Here is a 17,366-nt window from a genome sequence, read left to right as displayed (position 1 = left end):
GCGCGGCTGATACTATGGATCGGCCGCGAGCGCGAAATATTTGCGACCGTTCGTGCTGCGGTGCGTTAGAACCCACAAGCGTAACGACCGTTCGCCGCGCTCTGGGGTTTCGACGATCATGTTGTTCGGAAAGAAGAAACGAAACATCGTGCGCCTCCTGCTGGTCGAGGACGAGCCGCTGATCGCCTTCGACAACGAACATTTCCTGACCGATGCCGCCTACACGATCGTCGCGACGGTCGACCGCGTCGCCGACGCGCTGGCGATCATCGCCAACAGCAACGATACGGAGGGCAAGGCCGAGATCGACCTCGTGCTGGTCGATGTCCATCTCGCCGACGGCTCGGGTCTCGACGTGGCGCGTGCGGCGCAGGCGCGCGGCGTGCCCGTGATGTTCGTGACCGGCAATTTTCCCGACGAGGCGATGGTGCTCGCAACCGGTTGCCTGGCCAAGCCCTATGCGCCGCGCGACCTGATCGGTGCGATCGCGGTCATCGACGCGCGGATCGGCGGCGTGGTGCCAAAGCGCCTGCCGCCCGGGTTCCGACTGTTCGAGACGCTGGCCTAGCCTGGCAACCGCCGGGACCGCGGGCGGCGGGCGGTTGACCGTTTGGCGAGGCTTACGGCTTCCCTAGCCCGGACAGCGCGCTATTGTCGGCGCATGTCCACTGATACCGTCGCGCGCCGTTCCGTTCTTGCCACCCTCGCGCCCTATCTTCGGCCGAGACCGATCGCGGCCTTGCTGCTCGGCATATCGAGCGGTTTCCCGCTCGCCCTGCTGCTCGGTACGATGGGCTATTGGCTGTCGAAGGTCGGCATCGACAAGAAGACGATCGGCTTCGCGATCGGGCTCACCACGCCGTACACGCTCAAATTCCTGTGGGCGCCGTTCATCGACAGATTCGAGATTCCCGTGCTGACCCGTTGGGTCGGGCAGCGCCGCGCCTGGCTGTTCGTCGTCCAGGCGTTGCTGTTCGGATCGGTCTGGATGCTCGGGTTCAGCGCGCCGCAGGAGCATCTCGGCGTGTTCGCCTTCTGGGCGATCGTCACCGCGTTCCTCGGCGCGACGCAGGATATCGTCATCGACGCGTATCGGATCGAGATCCTGCCCGAAGACGAACTCCCGCACGGCACCGCGAACAACCAGTTCGGCTACCGCCTCGGCAACCTCGCCGCAGGCGTCGGAACGATCGCGATCGCCTCATTCGAAGGCCTCGGACTCGGCTGGGCGCTGGGCTACGGCCTGACCGCGTTTTGCGTCATTCCCGGCGCGCTCGCCGCGCTGTGGGCGGGGCGCGGCCTGCACGACCGCGTCCTGGCCAAGCAACCGTACGAGACCGGCGGACGCTGGCTCGAGGACACGATCATCGGCCCGTTCCGCGAGTTCTTCCAGCGGCGTGGAGCGGTGCTGATCCTGCTGTTCGTGCTGATCTACAAGCTCGGCGACGCGATGGGGCAGGGGATGCTCAACCCGATGATCGTCGAGCTCGGGTTCAGCGACACCGAATTCATCGCGATCAACAAGCTCGTCGGGTTTTGGGGGCTGATCGTCGGTACCGCGCTTGGTGCACCGTTCATGGCCTGGCTCGGTCTCGGTCGCGCGCTGTTCGTGTCGGGCGTGCTGATGATGCTGAGCAACTTCACCTTCGTGATCCTCGCCTGGCATGGCCATTCAAACACCTGGCTGACGATCGCGGTGGCGACCGAGCAGGTCACCAGCGGGATCGGCCTGACCGTGTTCGTGACGTACCTGTCGGGCCTGTCGAACCTCGCCTACACCGCGACCCAGTTTGCACTGCTGTCGTCGTTCGCTGCGGTCGGCCGGACCTGGCTGGCGGCGCCGGCCGGCTATGCGGCCACCGCACTCGGGTGGCCGGGGTTCTGGATGCTGACGATGGTCGTCGCGCTGCCTGGCCTGATCTTGCTGTGGATATTGTGGCGGCAGGGGTTCGTCGTCGAGAGCGTCCGCCGGGCGAGGGCGGAGGAAACCGCGTAACTACATCGTGACCGGTCGTCCTTCGTCGGCAAACGCGGCAGCGAGTGCTGCGGCGCTGGCGAGGACGCCGTCGACCCGGCGGACGCCGAGCAGGTCGACCATCAGATAGCGTGCGGTCTCGGGCGCGGTTTCGACGCGCGCAAGGATCGACAGCATCGCCGACTCCGCGGGCGTTATCCGGGCGCAGCAGCAGGGCGCGATCGCGATCGTCCCTGCCGATGTGGCCGCAAGGTCCGCCATCAAGGCGCGCAACAGCACCAATGGGCGGCGGAAGCTCTGCCCGAATGCGGTAAACATCGTGTGCGCCGCGCGCGCATCGGCAAGGCCGTTCGCCCCCATGCGTCGCATCGCGAACAGTGCGATTCGCGCGTTTTCGCAAGGCGGGAGTGGATGCGGCAACAGCGTCGTCGCGCTGGCGAGCGCATGGGCCGAGCTAGGCGTCGAACTAGGGCGAGTATCGGTCATTCACGCGACTCCGTGGTGGTGCCCACAAACTCGCCGGTCAGTTATTGATAGTCAATAGCAATAAGAATTCAGTCCGGTGGCTGGTCGTTCGCGGCGAGCACTTCACCGGCGAGGTAGAGCGAGCCCGCGATAAGCACCAGATTGGGCTGGTCGCTTCCGGCCGCGATCCGGTCGAGCGCATCGGCCGGGGAGGGTGCGGTGTCTGCGGTCGCCCCGCAGGTCCGCGCAATTGCGGCGAGCGCCTCAGGTGCATGGTGCGCATGGCCCGGCACCGGGATCGCGATGACGTGCCCGATCGAGGGCGAGATGATCCGGATCACCGCCTCGGCGTCCTTGTTGGCGAGCATCCCCAGGACCAGCGTCACCGGGCGCCGCTTTGCCAGCGTCCGCAGCGCGCGCGCGACGGGTTGCGCGGCGTTGGGATTGTGCGCGCCGTCCAGCCAGAGCTCGCTGCCACCCGGCAGCCGCGCAAGCAGCGGTCCGTCGGACAGGCGTTGCATCCGCGCCGGCCAGTGCGCCCAGTCGGCGGCGGCGCGCATCGCGGCTTCGGGGATGTGTAACGCGCCCTGATGCCGCAGCAGCGCGATCGCCAGCGCGAGGTTGCGCGACTGGTGCGCGCCGACCAGCCGGGGGCGGTTGCTAACGAGCGAGAAACCCTGGTCCGCATAGCGCATCGTCGACCGCGCGGTCTCGCTCGTCCATGCCGCGCCGCGCGCAACGACGGGCGCGCCGGCCGCCGCGGCGACCGCGGCGATCTTCGCGCGCAACGGCTTTGGGTAATCCATCGTGACAAGCGGCACGCCAGGCTTGGCGATCCCCGCCTTCTCGCCGGCGATGTCCAGCAGCGTGTCGCCGAGGAACGCCTGGTGGTCGATGCCCAGCGCGGCGATCCCGGTCACGACCGGGTTGGGGATGACGTTGGTCGCATCGAGACGCCCGCCGAGGCCGACCTCGACGATCGTCGCGGCGGCGGGCGTGCGCGCGAAGGCGAGGAACGCGGCGGCGGTGGTGACCTCGAAGAAGCTGGCTTGCAGGTCGGCTGCGTGGTCGAGCACTTCTTCGAGCAAGGCGGCGAGCAAGTCGTCCTCGATCAGCGATCCGGCGAGGCGGATGCGTTCGTTGAAGCGGACGAGGTGCGGGCTCGAATAGACATGGACACTGTGCCCGGCGGCCTCGATCGCGGCGCGCAGGAACGCGCAGGTCGAGCCCTTGCCGTTCGTCCCCGCGACGTGGAACACCGGCGGGAGCGACAGATGCGGATCGCCGAGGCGGCTCAGGAGCGCAGTGATGCGCTCGAGGCCGAGGATGTCAGCGCCGGGCGACAGCATGGTCAGCCGGTCTAGCTGGGCCTGTACGACGGGCGATGACGAAACGGCGTGGTCGGGCATTCTAGCTCCCTCTCCCCTCCGGGGAGAGGGCTGGGGTGAGGGGCTGTTGCGGACGCAGCATGACCGGGCTGCCCCTCAACCCCGACCCTCTCCCCGGAGGGGAGAGGGAGTAGGTTACGCCGCTTCGCGTGCGCTCAGATAGCCGATGACGGTGCCGAGCTGCTCGCGCAGGTCCTTCCGGTGGACGACCATGTCGATCATCCCGTGCTCGAGATAATATTCCGACGTCTGGAAATCCTCGGGCAGCTTCTCGCGGATCGTGCTCTCGATAACGCGGCGGCCGGTGAACGCGAGCGTCGCCTTGGGCTCGGCGATCTGCACGTCGCCGAGCATCGCATAGGCCGCCATCACGCCGCCCGAGGTCGGATCAGTCAGCACGACGATGTAGGGCAGACCCGCATCGTGGAGCATCTGGATCGCCACCGTGCTGCGCGGCATCTGCATCAGGCTGAGAATGCCCTCCTGCATGCGCGCGCCGCCGCTCGCGGTGAAGATCACGTAGGGCACGCGGTCCTCGATCGCCGCCTCGACGCCGCGCACGAACGCTTCGCCGACCGCGAGCCCCATCGAGCCGCCCATGAAGCCGAAATCCTGCACGCCGACGACGACGCGGTGGCCGTCGATCGCGCCGCGGGCGTTGACCAGCGCATCCTGCTCGCTGTTGTCGGTCCGCGCCGCCTTGAGGCGATCGGTGTAGCGCTTCTGGTCGCGGAACTTGAGCGGATCCTCGGGCACTTTCGGCGCGGGGAGTTCGCTGCAGCTACCCTCGTCGAACAGCTGCGCGAAGCGGACCTTCGGCCCGATGCGGTCGTGATGATCGCATTTCGGGCAGACGTAGAGATTGTCCTCGAGCTCCTTGGTGAAGACCATCTGCCCGCAGCCCTTGCACTTGTGCCAGAGATTCTCGGGCGTCTCGCGCTTCGCGACGAAGGGCAGGACGTTGCGGACGCTGTTGAGCCAGCTCATGCGGGAACCTTCCGTGCGGACGCGACGGCGTCGGCGAGAGACGTGATATAGGCGCGGACGGGTTCGGCCGCAGCGACGCCGTGTTGTGCGACCAGTTCGACGATCGCCGATCCGACCACGACGCCGTCGGCGACGCGCGCGACGTTGGCGGCCTGTTCGGGCGTGCGGATGCCGAAGCCGACCGCGACCGGGATGTCGGTCTGCGCCTTGAGCCGCGCAACGGCGTCCTCGATCGAGCCCTGCTGCGCCTGTTGCAGCCCGGTGATCCCGGCGACCGAGACGTAATAGAGGAACCCGCTCGCGCCATCGAGCACGGTCGGCAAGCGCGCGGCATCGGTCGTCGGCGTGGCGAGGCGGATCAGGTCGATCCCCGCGGCGCGCAACTGCGGCCCGAGCGCATCGTCCTCCTCGGGGGGCACGTCGACGCAGATCACGCCGTCGACTCCAGCGGCGGCGGCGGCCTGCGCGAACCAGTCCGCGCCGCGGCGGAGCATCGGGTTGCCATAGCCCATCAGCACCAGCGGCGTGTCCGGATGCCGCGCGCGGAACGCGGTGGCGATCGCGAGGATGTCGGCGGTGCGTGTCCCCTGTGCGAGGCTGCGGATGTTGGCGGCCTGGATCGCGGGGCCGTCGGCCATCGGATCGGTGAACGGCATACCGAGCTCGATCGCATCCGCCCCGCCCGCGACGAGCGCGTCGAGGATCGGGCCGGTGGCGGCGGTCGAGGGATCACCCGCGGTGACGAACGCGACGAGCGCGGCGCGGCCTTGCGCGGCGGTGCGGGCGAAGGTGGCGGCGAGGCGGCTCAAATCGCCACCCCGAGCGCTTCGGCGACGGTGAAGATGTCCTTGTCGCCGCGGCCGCACAGGTTCGCCAGGATGATCTGGTCCTGCCGCATCGCGCGCGCCTTCTTTGTTACCGTCGCGATGGCATGCGATGGTTCGAGCGCGGGGATGATGCCCTCGGTCCGGCACAGCAGCTGGAACGCGTCGAGCGCCTCGGTGTCGGTCGCGCTGTCATATTGGACGCGGCCGATGTCGCGCAGCCAGGCATGCTCGGGGCCGATGCCCGGATAGTCGAGCCCGGCCGAGATCGAATGCGCCTCGGTGATCTGGCCGTCCTCGTCCTGCAACAGATAGGTCTTGTTGCCGTGGAGCACGCCGGGGAAGCCGCCTGCGAGGCTCGCCGCATGTTGCTTGTCGAGCCCATGGCCTGCCGCCTCGACGCCGAGCATCTGCACGTCGGCATCGTCGAGGAACGGATGGAACAGCCCGATCGCGTTCGATCCGCCACCGATCGCGGCGACCAGCATGTCGGGCAGGCGGCCGGTTCGCTCCAGCATCTGCGCGCGCGCCTCGGTGCCGATCACGCTCTGGAAATCGCGGACCATCTCGGGATAGGGGTGCGGGCCGGCGGCGGTGCCGATGATGTAGAAGGTGTCGTGGACGTTCGCGACCCAGTCGCGCATGCCCTCGTTCATCGCATCCTTCAGCGTGTGCGCGCCCGACGTCACCGGGCGGACTTCGGCGCCGAGCAGCTTCATGCGGAACACGTTGGGCGCCTGACGCTCGACGTCCTTGGCGCCCATGTAGATCACGCACGGCAGGCCGAAGCGCGCGCAGACGGTCGCGGTCGCGACGCCGTGCTGGCCCGCGCCGGTCTCGGCGATGATCCGCGTCTTGCCCATCCGGATCGCAAGCAGGATCTGGCCGATGCAGTTGTTGATCTTGTGCGCACCGGTATGGTTCAGTTCGTCGCGCTTAAACCAGATCTGCGCGCCCATCTTTTCGCCGTTGGGGCCCTCGGGAGCGGACTCGCGCAGGGCCTCGGTCAGCCGTTCGGCGTAATAGAGAGGGCTCGGGCGGCCGACATAATGTTCGAGCAGGTCGTCGAACTGCGCCTTGAACGCAGGGTCGGCCTTTGCGGCGCGGTAGGCCTCGTCGAGTTCGAGGACGAGCGGCATCAGCGTCTCGGCGACATAGCGTCCGCCGAAGTCGCCGAAATGGCCGCGCTCGTCGGGCTGGGCGCGGTACGAATTGGGGGCGAGGGGAGCGTTCATGACTGGGCGTTTAGCACTTCCGAAATCGCTGTCACCCCTTCGGTTTCCGATACCTACCCCCCGGCGAAGGCCGGGGCCTAAGTGGGAAGGTTTTGGTGACGGAGGGAAGGGCCTGTCACAGGCGTCTCCCAATTGGGCCCCGGCCTTCGCCGGGGTGGTGCTAGCGCGTGGCGACAGCCTTCAGGAACGCCGCGATCTTGGTTTCGTCCTTGGTGCCGGGCGCGCTTTCGACGCCCGAGGACACGTCGACCAACGCCGCGCCGGTGCGCCGGATCGCTTCCGCGACGTTCGCCGGATCGAGCCCGCCCGACAGCGCCCAGGGGAGGGGGTGCCGGAACCCGTCGAGCAGATCCCAGTCAAACCGTAGCCCCATGCCGCCGGGCAGTGCGGCCGAGTCGGGCGTCTTGGCATCGTAAAGAATGCGGTCGGCGATCCCGGCAAAGCCGTGCGCGGCGTCGAGGTCGCCGCGCGTGCGCACCGCCACGGCGACCCAGGTCTCGATGCCGAACTTCGCGCGGATCGCGGCTCCGCGCGCGGGCGTCACCTCGTGAAGTTGCAGGATGTCGAGCGTCGCTGATGCGACCGCCTGTTCGAGCATCTCGTCCTCCGGATCGACGAACACGCCGACCTTGGCGACGTGACCCGGCACGTGCGCGGCGAGTTCCGCGGCCTTTGCGAACGTCACGTGCCGCGGCGAGGCGGGGAAGAAGACGAAGCCGACATGGCTCGCGCCGTGCCGGATTGCGGCATTGAGCGTGGCGGGGGTGGAGAGGCCGCAGATCTTGGCGGTGGTCATGGTATTCCTAAACGAATCCTTGAGGTCCAGCGATCCTCCCCCGCCAGGGGGAGGTGGCAACGAAGAGGCGTCGGAGGGGGGGACACGCAACGAATGCGTCGCTTGCCGCCCCCTCCGTCAGGGTGTGCCTGCCATCTTCCCCGGGCACGACAGGATCTTAGCGCGGGGTTGCCTTTACAGCGTCGCGCCGATCGCGCGGGCGGCGGCGTCAGGGTCTTCGGCCTGCGTGATCGGACGGCCGACCACCAGGATCGAGGCCCCCGCGTCGAGTGCCTGGCGCGGCGTGACGACGCGCTTCTGGTCGCCGATCTGGCCGTCGGGAAGGCGCACGCCGGGCACTACGAAGAACCCTTTTGGCCAGATCGCCTTGGCCGCGGCGACTTCCGCGCCCGAACAGACGATCCCGTCGACGCCTGCCTCGCGCGCGAGTTCGGTGAGCCGCGTGACGTGATCGTGCGCGCCGCCGGTAACGCCGGTCGCGGCGAGATCGGACGCATCGAGGCTGGTCAGCATCGTCACCGCGATCACCTTCGTGCCGATCGGTGCCGCTGCCTTGGCGTCTTCGAGCATCGCCCGCCCGCCGCTCGCATGCACCGTCAGGATCGCTGGGTTCAGCGTCCCGAGTGCCTGCACCGCCTTGGCCACGGTGTTGGGAATGTCGTGCAGCTTGAGATCCAGAAAGATCGGCAGGCCGAGGTCGGCCATCGCATGGACACCGGGCTGGCCGTGCGCGGCGAAGAATTCGAGCCCGAGCTTGATACCGCCGACATGATGACGGACGCGCGCGGCGATTGCCTTGGCGCGCGCGAGATCGGGCGTGTCGAGCGCGACGTAGACACGGTTGCTCATCAGGCGACACCCGGTGGTACGGCGGTCGGCGCACCGAGCGGCGCGATCGTCACCGGCGTTTCAGCGGGAAGCATCGCCATCGGCTCGGGTCGTGGCGTGCGCAGCTCCAGCAACTCGCGCTCGCATGTCGAGAGACGTTGCCGCAGCCGCCACCGGACGGCGTGACTATAGAGCATCGTCGGCACGAACCCGATCAGAAACGTCACGAGCAGCAGCAGCGGCAGGTTCACGTCCGCGATAAGCCCGCCCCACAGCTGGATCTGCACGGCATTCCAATTGCTTATGGTGAACACTGCGGCGACGAACGCCAACAGGCACCAGAACAGGATTTTCAGGAACTGCATGCGGCGACCCTCTTTTTTGCACCAACCGCGCCGAAACGGGGTTGGAAATGCAGAGCTACCGTCACGTGCCCCTTTTGGCCAGTCTTCTACCGAACAAGAGGGGCCTTAGCCGATTTCAGTCCGCAATTGCGCAATCAGCGGCAGGATTGCGGTCAGCCTCGGCTCCTCCTCGTCGAGGATTGCCAGAAACGCCGCGCGCTTGATCGCCGCAACGCGCCCCGGTTTCATCCGCACGGTCTGTGGGAGCGTGGAGACGGTGATGTCGATCATCCGCTCCGATCCGTGCAGCCGCCCCCAGAGATAATCGTTCTCGCGGTAGGCACGACTGAAGAAGGCACCGAACGTGCCGAACTGGATTCCCTTCAACGTCGCCTCCGCGCCCCCGGACCGGATTGCGGTCGCGTCGTCCGGGGCGATCCGATCGACCTTGATCGGATCGAACTCGTCAAGCCCTTCGCCTTGCAACAACGGCAGTGTCGCCGTGTCGAAATACGGAAAGCCAAGATAGGCGAGCAACAGCGTCCGTCGCGCAGATTTTGCTAGTGCGGCAAACGCCTCCGCCAGCCGCTGGTCGGTTTCTGCATCGAGGCGTTCGAGGTCGAACGTCCGCCCGAGCGTCTCCAGCACCGCGGTCGCGTCGCCTTTCATCGCGCGGACGGCGTCGTGCATCCCGGCATGCATCTCACCGCGCAGCCGATCCAGATAGGGCGACAGCGATTCGTAGATCGCATCGCGCATCGGGGCGAGTTCGGGTTCGTCGGCGGCGGTCTCGACCTCGGACAGGCGCCGCGCCATCAGCCGCAGCCGGCGGATGCGGAAGCCGATGTCGAAGGTCCGCAGGAAGGCGATCGACGCGCTACTGGCCCCGTTCGCAAACCCCGCGCCCAGCTGGTCCGCCCCCGTCGCCGCGACCCGCGCAACGATCGCGGCGCGGATCTGATCCAGCCGCCGCGGACTGTGATGCCGCCCCGCCTGGTACAAGAGCCCGGCGATCGTCTCGATCACTGCACTGCGTTTCAGGTGGCCATAGGCGACGAACCCATAGCCCGAACTCGTCGCGGCTGCCTTCTGCGCGCGCCGCCGCCATGCGATCAACCGGGGCGCGGTCGGCCGGTCGAGGAACAGCGTGTGGCCGAACAGCGATTCGACATCGGCCTCAACCTCGGGACGGATCGCGGTGACGATCCCACGCATCCGGTCGATCCGCGCCGAACGTTCGGCGATCGCCTCGAGATTGTCGCGGATCGGTTGCTGGCGGGGAATGTCACTGATCGCGCCGATAATCGTCTGGAAGAAGCCGGGTGTGCCTTCGCCGCGGTTCAGCCGCAGTTTGATGCCGGGGGAGGGGTCGATATAGATGAAGCGCCGGTCGATCTGACGACGTGCGGGGCGGTCCTTCAGCGCATCGAGCGCAGGGCGAAACGGCGCGTTGGCGAGCACCGACCCATCGATCAGCACGGCGCCTTCGGCCGCGTTCGCTGCGGTATGGCGGGGCAACACGCGCGCCAGAAACTCGGTGCGTCCTGGCCACGCGATCTTGCGCTGCGCCAGAACACCGTCCAGTTCGGCAACCGTGAACGGCGGGAACGCGCCCGGAAAACTCGACGTCGCACGCGCCGCGAACGCCAGCTCCGCGCGCGGCGCCAGCGTGTCGCAGACGCCGCCATTGTCGGTGAAGTCGACTACCAGCCGGTGCTCGGTCTCGACCACCTCGGCGGGCGAATTGAGCTGCAGGCGTTCGGGATGTCCCGAAAAGTCGGTCACCGTCACGAACAGATCGAGCGGCTGACCCGGCGGCAACAGCCGCGGTCCGCGTTCGCTGGCGGCCATCGCGTCGAACGCATCGAGCAGCAGGTTGGTGAAGGTCTCCCCCCCGAACGGCGGCTCGAACCATCGCGACCGAATGAAATGCGACAGCTTGGTGCGTACTTCCTCGCGCGTCGGCTCGTCGAGCGCGTCTACCTTGTCGGTGCTCCGCCCCGCCGCCATCCACGCCAACGGCATCGCCCATGCCTTCGAGAATCGCGATCGCGGTGCCGCTTCGGTATCGATCAGCGCCTCGACATCGGCGGACGTCATCCAAAGGTCGGTCAGCGGATCGAGGCTCTGGCCGGTCGCGATCGCCTGCGCGAGGAAGATGCCGTTGATCCCGCCCGCGCTGGCACCGGCGATGATGTCCCCGAGAACCCGCACCCGGATCGAGGCATGATCCTCGATTTCCTGGAGAAGCGCATGATACACGCCTTGGCTGCCGCCCTTCGGCGCCTCGCCGTCATGAAATGCGCGACTGGCGCAGACCAGCCGCCAGATCTCCTTGGTGATGCCGTGCATGTAGACCGCGAGGCTGATCCCGCCATAGCAGACGAGCGCCAGTCGCAGTTCCTTCTCGCGCATTCTACATCCTCGTCCGGGTGTCGATTAGGAGCCTGAGGCCGTCGGTTCGAGCACCTTGGGTTCAAGCATAGCCCAGATTGGCAGATGATCCGACGCTTTCCGCGCCGCCGGGCTGGCATGCACGCCGCAATCGACCACGTTCAATTCGCGCGAAACCATGATCCGGTCGAGCCGCGCGATCGCGCGCCGTGAGTGGAAGCTCGCCCCCGTCTCCGCGAACGCATAGTCGCGCGCGAAATCGCGCAGGCACCCGGCGCCCGCACTCCATTCGTTCAGATCACCCATCATCACGGTCGGATGGCGGTGCGCGCATGTGTCGACGTGCGCCATGACTGCCGCCGCCTGCTTGCGCCGCCACAATCCCGACAGGTCGAGGTGCATGCCCAACACGCGTATCATGCCGCCCGGCAGGCGCACGTCGGCCATCACCGCGCCGCGCGGTTCGAGCGCAGGCAGATGGATTGCCGTGCAGCCGAGAATTTCGGCGGACTTGCGAACGAGGATGACGTTACCGTGCCAGCCCATGCTGAGTGAGCGCAGGCCGAAGTCGACCGGAACCCAGTCACTATGTTCTTCGAGAAGATGGTGCGGCAGTACGCACGCCTTCGCCCCGAACCGGCGATCCGCCTCTTGGAGCGCGATCACGTCGGCGTCGATCTCGCGCAACACCTCGACCACGCGCTCGGGATTGCGCCGACGGTCTAGGCCTATGCCCTTGTGGATATTATAACTGGCGACCTTGATCATGCGTGCAGCCTATAACGCCGCGGCGGCGACCTGGGTTGCGGATGTACTGTGGACGGTACGCAATCATCGCGCCGCGGCGTCACCCTGTCGCACTCACGCGTTATCGCTGCTCTCCGCCAAGGCGCGGCGCAGGGTCTGGATCTGCCCGGTCAATACTGCGATCTCCGCAGCGGTTAGCCCGGTCCGCGCGAGCACGTTTTCGGCGAGGCATGCGCTCTCCTGCTGCAAGGCGTGACCTTGGTCGGTCAGCTTGACGCGGACGTTGCGCTCGTCGGCCGGATCGCGCTCGCGGGTCACCAGCCCGGCGACCGCAAGGCGTTTCACCAGTGGTGTGATCGTGCTGGATTCAAGCGCCAGCCGCTCGGCGATCGCACCGATTGTCCGCGCATCCTGCTCCCAGAGCGCGTGTAGCACGAGATATTGTGGGTAGGTGATGCCGAGCTCGTCCAGCATCGGCTTATAGACGCGCCCCATCGCGATCGATGCGCCGTAAAGCGAGAAACATAGCTGATTATCCAGCCCGAGTGGGTGGTTGAGCGGTGCGATCATGTGGTGATCCTAGCCTTTTCGTCTGCCGAGCCAATCCACCACTCTCGCATTGAGGCGTTTCAGGAGGAAAATCTGCGATGCGTCGGTGCGGAGACTGGACGCGATGCTGCCCCAATCCTAAATAGGAACCGCGATAAGCATTATAACGAGAAGGAGCTCATTATGTCCGTCGACGTCAAGTACACCACGACCGCCTCCGCCATCGGCGGCCGCGAAGGCGCTGCCTCGAGCGAGGACGGCCGGTTCGAAGCAAAGTTGTCGACGCCCAGGGAGCTGGGCGGGGCAGGCGGCGACGGCACCAACCCCGAGCAGCTGTTCGCGGCGGGCTATTCGGCGTGCTTCATCGGCGCACTGAAGGTCGCGGGCCAGCAAATGAAGGTCAAGGTTCCCGACGATGCCAAGGTTACCGCGACGGTCGGCATTGGCCCGCGCTCGGCTGGCGGGTTCGGCATCACCACCGATCTGCTCGTCGACCTGCCCGGGCTGGACCGCGGCACCGCGCAGGAACTGATCGATGCCGCGCACCAGATATGCCCCTACTCGAATGCGACGCGCGGCAACGTAGAGGTGGGACTGACGCTCGCCTGATCGTCGCCTTCATACCCGTATGATACATGGGAGCGATATCGCCAGATACCGCTCCCGTGCTCGACACCGAATTACCGCCGTCTTGCATTCCAGCATCACGATCGCGAACGTCTCGTATGCGTGATCGGTCTCCTCAGCGTCCGTTGACCGCAGGCATATTGCGGCGTTTCATGCATCCGTTGCAGCGGGCTCATGATAAGGGCAGCCGTTGACGCGGGCGCGGAAATCGGCGGAGTGGCGATACGCCTCATTGCGTGCACGATTGATGTTGCCGAGCGGCTGGTGCGCGGCGAGACCCGTCCAGATCCCGAAGCGCATCTCTTCGTTGACCGCCTGGACGAGCGCCGGATCCCAGCTGTCCTGCGCCGCGGCGCGGATCGTGGCAACCTTGACGAACGGCGCGTCCTGTTCGTCCCAGGCCACCGTCGGATCCTCGACCGGCTGCTTTTCGAGGTCCCGGCAGAGTTGCACGCGAAACTCCCATTCCGCATCGATGCCGCGCATTTCGACCTGCACGTCTTCACGGATTGCGTTGTCGCGACCGTCGACGTCGATCTCCGAGCCGGTCAGCGCGGTCATCGCCGGCGCGACTGGGGCGATGCTGAACTTCGCGATATACGCGCCGTAGCGAAAGGGCGTGGTCGAATAATAGGTTTCGCCAAGCGGCTCGGCCTGGGGCGCACCGCCGAGTGAGTTGACCGCGGCGGGTGGCTCGAGTCCAACCGCTTCGATCGCCTGACGGACGCCGCGCAACGTCGCCGAGGCGACCTTCTTCACGCCCTCGATCCGATCGGTCGTTCTGGCGAGCAGCTTGAGATTGCCAAGGAATTTGTCCGCGGTCTTGGCCTGGAAGACCTTGCCGTTGACCATGATGAAATCCTGCGTTGTGCCTTGCGCACCGGGCAGTCGCTCCCCCTCGACGTCGAGCACCTTGATCGCGAGGCCGCGCGGCAGGCTGATCGTATCGGGCAAAATATCGCCGGCGTTGGTCGACATCCGAAGATAGACTGGATGCGTGCCGGGCTTGGCGAAGAGGCCCTGCGCGAGTTCTGGCGGCAGGTCGCCGTCAATAAGCATCTCGCCGCGCAATATGCCATGCGACTTGGCATGGACCGAGCGAACCGCGTGACCGTAATCCTCGGCGGTCCGTTCAAGGATGATGTCGAAGGCGCTGTTCAATCGCTTGATCGTATCCTGTTCGTCCAATGCGATGGTTTCGACGTCGGGGGTGTAGCGTACGGGCGGGGTGAACATGGCGGTCTCCTAGTCGCGATAAAACAGATCGCGCGCTGAAGCTGTTCCCATCATTTCGTGCTTACGCGCTGCAGCGTGGTGCCGGACCGTGAAATGGCGATGCCGAGTAAGTGCTTCATTTGGCGAAGCACTTTTCCATATTGATCAGGCGTCCCCTACCGTCGTCATGCGTCGCATCGCCTGGAAAGTCGCGCATCGAGGAGCCCAGTCGGGTCAGTTCGTCGCGCGACAACCAGCCCTGGATCCGGCCCTGCTGCACCGCCCAGCAATCTGCCGCGGCTTCGCCCGGCCCGAAGATCTGGTGCGCGCATTCATGCGTGTACCAGAAGATCTGCTGCGCACGCGGCAGGTTGAGGAGGCGCGGGTGGAGGATGATGCGGCCCTTGTACGCGGCTGCGATGTCGTCGATCGGCTGGATCATCGTATCGACCGGCCCACAGGTGGCGCGATAGCCGGCGAGCAGGAGTGCGCCGGGCAGGATCAGCGTCTGTGCGGCGGCAGGCTGGGGGACGAGCGCTAGCAGCGATGCTGCGACGACGGCGAGAATGTTTTTGAACATGGGAATCCTGGCCCCGCGAGGCGCGAGGACGAGCAAGAGTCTGGCATTGGGTGGCGGCGTTCGAAGGCCGCGGATCGCTATGCGATCAGGCGGCGATCAGGGTGTGCCTACCGGAAGCGCTCGATCTGCCGTCCGTTGATACGCTGTGTCACACGCTGGTCCTCCGCTTCGGCGGCGATTGCCGCGGCCATCGCGCAGGTTGCGATCCGCTGCGCGGGAGAGACCGTGTCGCGAACATCGGTCGAGCGTATCTTGGCAAGGGATTGCGATCCCGCGCCCGTCAAAAATGTCGGTTGCATGGTAGGTCTCCGCCGATGTCGAGTCAGTCGCGTCACCCAGCGCTCTCGCCGGCAGCGGAGCAGGGGATGTTCCCGACCTCTTCGGTCTGGTGCGACTTAGCGCATCCATGAGGGCGGGGTGGTGGCGAAAACCACGCAACCTGCCTAACCTATGTTGGTCGTACTAGATCAACACAGATCTATACGGAAAGATCCACCTAATAAAAATATAACTTATGTTAGGCTATAATAGACTGTAGGATCATCTGATAATCTTGTCGGGGCGCTAACGCATGACCCAATTTTCGAATGCTGTTGCGCCGAATGGGCAGACGACGGTTGATCTTCGCGATAGCCATATCGAAGCCCTGGCCCGATCAAGTTCGGCCGCGTGGGTCCGTGATCATGTTACGGGCTATCCCAATGCAGTTCGGATGCCGGCGAACGGCGTCGAACTCTACGTCGTCCGCAACTTTCTTGCGCCTGAGGAATGCGCGGCGTTGATTGCGCTGATCGATGCGAACCGCGTGCCGTCGCCGGTCGTCGGCACCGGCACGGCATCGTCGCACCGCACCAGCGAGACCTGTTATCTCTACCCGGGCCCGGCCCCTGTAACTGCAGTTGAGGCCAAGCTGGATCTGCTGACCGGGCTCGAGCCGCGCTACGGCGAGGCGTCGCAGGGCCAGCGCTATGCGGTCGGGCAGGAGTTCAAGCCGCATCACGACTACTTCGATACCGCCCAGGCTTATTGGCACGATCAGGTGACGATGGGCGGCCAGCGGACCTGGTCGGCGATGACCTTCCTCAACGAACCCGAGGCGGGTGGACGGACGAACTTCCCGAGCCTGGGCGTAATGATTGCGCCGAAAGCAGGTAATCTGGTGATCTGGAACAATATGGACGAGTTCGGCGCGCCCAATCCGGCGTCTCTGCATCAAGGTATGCCGGTCGAGCAGGGCGTCAAATACGTGCTGACGAAATGGTATCGCGAACGACCCTGGTGCCAGTAGTGGACAGGATATCCTAATCCTCCCGCGTGCGAGAGGATCGGCGGGATCCGCTAGTGCGCGGCGACGGGTACGGCGAACACGGTTCGCAGCGGCTTGGTTTCCGGCAGGATGTAGACGATGCCGACCGTGCCGGTGAACAGCGGCTTGACCACCCCGTCGTAGAAACCCGGCGGTACGTTGACGCAGCCATACGAGATGCGGTTGTCACTCGGCGTCGGCGACGCAAGCCGCCCGGCGCGGTTATCGATGCGGCGGCCGACGATCACGCGGTGCAGCGACAGCGCCGCGTCATAATCGATCCACAATATGTCCTGCTCGAAGTCGCGACCGAGCGACGCTTCGAAACGACCCGCGGGCGTGGTTCGCTCAGCGGGGGTAATCGTCGCGAGCTTGCGCTGACCGATTCCCGGTACGCTGTCGTCGCCGCGCGCCATCCCGAGCAACGCGGGCGCCGCACCGCGCAGGATGCCGGCGCCGTCGAACGCGAACACCTTTGCATTCACCTTGTCGATGACGACGAACGGCAGCGCATGATTGTCGTGCGAGGCGGTCACCCAGTTCGCCGTGTCGCGCGCGTCGGCGGAAACCGTTTCGCCCTTGAACGGCGCGACGGTCGCGGTGTCGGCGACAGGCCGCGCCGCCACCGGCGACGCGCCTGAGACTGCAAGGGCGAGCAGTCCGAGGCGGACTCGCCAATCCACTCGTCGCCTTTGGGTGCCGGTCATCCTAGTGGCGCGCCTGCTTGCGTGGATAGACCGGGACGACCGGCGCGATCGGCGTCGGTGGCGTCGGCTGCACGAACAACGGTTGTACAGGCTGCACCGGCCGCGGCGAGTCGGGCGTTTCGACGATGACGGTCCCCGGACGCTCGGGCACCGGATAGGTCACGCCGCCTTCGACGATATCGACCGTTGGGGGCGTCCGAACGCGGACCGGGACGGGCGGCACCTCGAGGAACGGCCGCGTCGCATTGGGCAGGTCCGGCACAGGCGTAGGTGTCGGCGCCGGTGCTGGAGCGGGCGCTGGTGCCGGGGCGGGTGCCGGAGCTGGTGCGGGTGCCGGAGCTGGTGCGGGTGCCGGAGCTGGTGCGGGTGCCGGAGCTGGTGCGGGTGCCGGAGCTGGTG

At 66.3% G+C, this 17,366-nt stretch carries 21 protein-coding genes; 4 read left to right on the top strand and 17 right to left on the bottom strand.

Annotated elements, in window-relative coordinates; genetic code table 11:
* Nucleotides 1–12: 12 nt before the first annotated feature.
* Nucleotides 13–147 (bottom strand): hypothetical protein, encoded by a 135-nt coding sequence (locus tag ASF00_RS19125; RefSeq protein WP_268795088.1) that lies wholly within the window; start codon nucleotides 145–147, stop codon nucleotides 13–15.
* On the opposite strand from ASF00_RS19125, the gene ASF00_RS00100 reads away from it, so the two are divergent.
* Nucleotides 119–568: a response regulator gene (locus ASF00_RS00100; RefSeq protein WP_055872618.1), complete on the top strand. Its 450-nt coding sequence runs from the start codon at nucleotides 119–121 to the stop codon at nucleotides 566–568. The genes ASF00_RS19125 and ASF00_RS00100 overlap by 29 nt on opposite strands.
* A gap of 93 nt (nucleotides 569–661) precedes the next feature.
* The gene (locus tag ASF00_RS00095) at nucleotides 662–1,996 is read left to right on the top strand and encodes an AmpG family muropeptide MFS transporter (RefSeq protein ID WP_055872616.1); all 1,335 of its coding nucleotides are present in this window, start codon (nucleotides 662–664) and stop codon (nucleotides 1,994–1,996) included.
* Here the strand turns inward: ASF00_RS00095 and ASF00_RS00090 are convergent, their stop codons facing one another.
* The 11 genes from ASF00_RS00090 to ASF00_RS00040 form a co-directional block, all read right to left on the bottom strand.
* Nucleotides 1,997–2,461: a DUF6628 family protein gene (locus ASF00_RS00090; protein ID WP_235525497.1), complete on the bottom strand. Its 465-nt coding sequence runs from the start codon at nucleotides 2,459–2,461 to the stop codon at nucleotides 1,997–1,999.
* A gap of 68 nt (nucleotides 2,462–2,529) precedes the next feature.
* Entirely contained in the window at nucleotides 2,530–3,849 is a 1,320-nt protein-coding gene (locus tag ASF00_RS00085; protein WP_055872614.1) for a bifunctional folylpolyglutamate synthase/dihydrofolate synthase, read from the bottom strand.
* 114 nt (nucleotides 3,850–3,963) lie between these two features.
* Complete coding sequence (gene accD, locus ASF00_RS00080) at nucleotides 3,964–4,815, bottom strand: acetyl-CoA carboxylase, carboxyltransferase subunit beta (RefSeq protein ID WP_055872612.1); 852 nt, start codon at nucleotides 4,813–4,815, stop codon at nucleotides 3,964–3,966.
* A complete protein-coding gene (trpA, locus tag ASF00_RS00075) occupies nucleotides 4,812–5,624 on the bottom strand; it encodes a tryptophan synthase subunit alpha (RefSeq protein ID WP_055872611.1) in 813 nt (270 codons plus the stop codon). Before trpA ends, accD begins: the two co-directional genes overlap by 4 nt.
* On the bottom strand, nucleotides 5,621–6,874 hold the full coding sequence (trpB, locus tag ASF00_RS00070; protein ID WP_055872609.1) for a tryptophan synthase subunit beta: 1,254 nt from the start codon (nucleotides 6,872–6,874) through the stop codon (nucleotides 5,621–5,623). Before trpB ends, trpA begins: the two co-directional genes overlap by 4 nt.
* Before the next feature lie 160 nt (nucleotides 6,875–7,034).
* The gene (locus ASF00_RS00065; RefSeq protein ID WP_055872607.1) at nucleotides 7,035–7,670 is read right to left on the bottom strand and encodes a phosphoribosylanthranilate isomerase; all 636 of its coding nucleotides are present in this window, start codon (nucleotides 7,668–7,670) and stop codon (nucleotides 7,035–7,037) included.
* A gap of 174 nt (nucleotides 7,671–7,844) precedes the next feature.
* Nucleotides 7,845–8,519 (bottom strand): orotidine-5'-phosphate decarboxylase, encoded by a 675-nt coding sequence (gene pyrF, locus ASF00_RS00060; RefSeq protein WP_055872605.1) that lies wholly within the window; start codon nucleotides 8,517–8,519, stop codon nucleotides 7,845–7,847.
* Entirely contained in the window at nucleotides 8,519–8,863 is a 345-nt protein-coding gene (locus tag ASF00_RS00055; RefSeq protein WP_055872604.1) for a lipopolysaccharide assembly protein LapA domain-containing protein, read from the bottom strand. Before ASF00_RS00055 ends, pyrF begins: the two co-directional genes overlap by 1 nt.
* Nucleotides 8,864–8,968: 105 nt before the next feature.
* Nucleotides 8,969–11,257 (bottom strand): patatin-like protein, encoded by a 2,289-nt coding sequence (locus tag ASF00_RS00050; RefSeq protein WP_055872602.1) that lies wholly within the window; start codon nucleotides 11,255–11,257, stop codon nucleotides 8,969–8,971.
* Between the two features lie 24 nt (nucleotides 11,258–11,281).
* A complete protein-coding gene (locus ASF00_RS00045) occupies nucleotides 11,282–12,004 on the bottom strand; it encodes an endonuclease/exonuclease/phosphatase family protein (protein WP_055872601.1) in 723 nt (240 codons plus the stop codon).
* A 93-nt stretch (nucleotides 12,005–12,097) separates the two neighbouring features.
* Nucleotides 12,098–12,553: a MarR family winged helix-turn-helix transcriptional regulator gene (locus ASF00_RS00040; RefSeq protein ID WP_055872599.1), complete on the bottom strand. Its 456-nt coding sequence runs from the start codon at nucleotides 12,551–12,553 to the stop codon at nucleotides 12,098–12,100.
* A gap of 162 nt (nucleotides 12,554–12,715) precedes the next feature.
* On the opposite strand from ASF00_RS00040, the gene ASF00_RS00035 reads away from it, so the two are divergent.
* A complete protein-coding gene (locus ASF00_RS00035) occupies nucleotides 12,716–13,141 on the top strand; it encodes an organic hydroperoxide resistance protein (protein ID WP_055872596.1) in 426 nt (141 codons plus the stop codon).
* A 168-nt stretch (nucleotides 13,142–13,309) separates the two neighbouring features.
* On the opposite strand, the gene ASF00_RS00030 is transcribed toward ASF00_RS00035, so the two are convergent.
* The 3 genes from ASF00_RS00030 to ASF00_RS00020 all read right to left on the bottom strand — a co-directional run bounded on the left by ASF00_RS00030 (nucleotide 13,310) and on the right by ASF00_RS00020 (nucleotide 15,253).
* On the bottom strand, nucleotides 13,310–14,395 hold the full coding sequence (locus ASF00_RS00030) for a catalase family protein (protein ID WP_055872594.1): 1,086 nt from the start codon (nucleotides 14,393–14,395) through the stop codon (nucleotides 13,310–13,312).
* A gap of 115 nt (nucleotides 14,396–14,510) precedes the next feature.
* Nucleotides 14,511–14,954: a hypothetical protein gene (locus ASF00_RS00025; protein ID WP_055872592.1), complete on the bottom strand. Its 444-nt coding sequence runs from the start codon at nucleotides 14,952–14,954 to the stop codon at nucleotides 14,511–14,513.
* 107 nt (nucleotides 14,955–15,061) lie between these two features.
* A complete protein-coding gene (locus ASF00_RS00020) occupies nucleotides 15,062–15,253 on the bottom strand; it encodes a hypothetical protein (RefSeq protein ID WP_055872589.1) in 192 nt (63 codons plus the stop codon).
* A 413-nt stretch (nucleotides 15,254–15,666) separates the two neighbouring features.
* Between ASF00_RS00020 and ASF00_RS00015 the strand changes: the two genes are divergently transcribed.
* A complete protein-coding gene (locus ASF00_RS00015; RefSeq protein WP_055872587.1) occupies nucleotides 15,667–16,242 on the top strand; it encodes a prolyl hydroxylase family protein in 576 nt (191 codons plus the stop codon).
* A gap of 50 nt (nucleotides 16,243–16,292) precedes the next feature.
* On the opposite strand, the gene ASF00_RS00010 is transcribed toward ASF00_RS00015, so the two are convergent.
* Both ASF00_RS00010 and ASF00_RS18185 read right to left on the bottom strand, forming a co-directional pair.
* Nucleotides 16,293–16,943 (bottom strand): L,D-transpeptidase, encoded by a 651-nt coding sequence (locus tag ASF00_RS00010; RefSeq protein WP_235525496.1) that lies wholly within the window; start codon nucleotides 16,941–16,943, stop codon nucleotides 16,293–16,295.
* A gap of 25 nt (nucleotides 16,944–16,968) precedes the next feature.
* Entirely contained in the window at nucleotides 16,969–17,229 is a 261-nt protein-coding gene (locus ASF00_RS18185; protein ID WP_055872583.1) for a hypothetical protein, read from the bottom strand.
* Nucleotides 17,230–17,366: the final 137 nt, after the last annotated feature.

Origin of the sequence: Sphingomonas sp. Leaf34 (genome assembly GCF_001421805.1) — a bacterium.
Taxonomy (GTDB): Bacteria; Pseudomonadota; Alphaproteobacteria; order Sphingomonadales; family Sphingomonadaceae; genus Sphingomonas.
This window is presented reverse-complemented; position numbering and strand designations above follow the sequence as displayed.